The 749-nt window shown below is 57.5% G+C and carries 1 pseudogene; it reads right to left on the bottom strand.

The features are described 5' to 3' along the window. A pseudogene (locus tag ABOC97_RS23880) lies at positions 1 to 749 on the bottom strand (phage tail tape measure protein); the annotation flags it as partial.

The raw sequence follows: 749 nt of genomic DNA, 5'->3' as shown, positions 1-749 counted from the left end.
GCCACCAGCGCTTTGGTTTTCTCACCAATCTGGGTAACGTATTTCTGCGAGCTATCCTGCAGGCGGTTCAACCGCTCCTGGGCAACAATCTGATCGCCAAGCCGGGCATTCACCTCCGCCCGCGCCAGCACCTCATCTTTGTTCGCCAGCACCGATTTTTCATCAGCGGTCAGCGCGCGCTTTTTAGCGGCCTCTTCCAGTACAGAAAAGCGGGATTGCTGTTTCCACAGTTCCTGCCGCTGCTGGCTGATGGTATCCGTGATGCTCTTATGCTCTTCCAGCGTGCGTAGCTGCGCTTCCAGCTCCAGCGTCTGCGCACTGGCTGTATCGATACTTTTCACGCCTGCCGGCGTTTTCACCGCTGACGGCTTTTTAGGTTTCTTCAGCGAGTCGTCGTATTCTTTTTTGGCGGCTTCAAGGTTGATGTTGTAGTCCGCCTGGAGGATCCGCCCATCCTTCAGCGCCTTATTCAGTTCGTTCTGGCGAGCGGTGTATTTCTCCAGCGCACTTTGCGTCTTCGCATAGTTTGACTGGGCCTGCGCGGCATACTTCTGGCGATCGGATTCCACCACCGCCTCTCTCGCGGCGTTGTCCTCGGTCGCTTTCGCCACATTGGCCTGCTGCTGGGCCATCTCCAGCGCCAGACGCGCTGACTCGCGATCGTTCCAGTAGCTGGCGCGCGCATCGTCATTCACATAACGGTCGCCTTTGCGGAGATTCCAGACTTCATCCGCACGCTTAAACGCCGC

The sequence above is a fragment of the Kluyvera huaxiensis genome (assembly GCF_040149365.1).
In the GTDB taxonomy this organism is placed as follows: domain Bacteria; phylum Pseudomonadota; class Gammaproteobacteria; order Enterobacterales; family Enterobacteriaceae; genus Kluyvera; species Kluyvera intermedia_A.
This window is presented reverse-complemented; position numbering and strand designations above follow the sequence as displayed.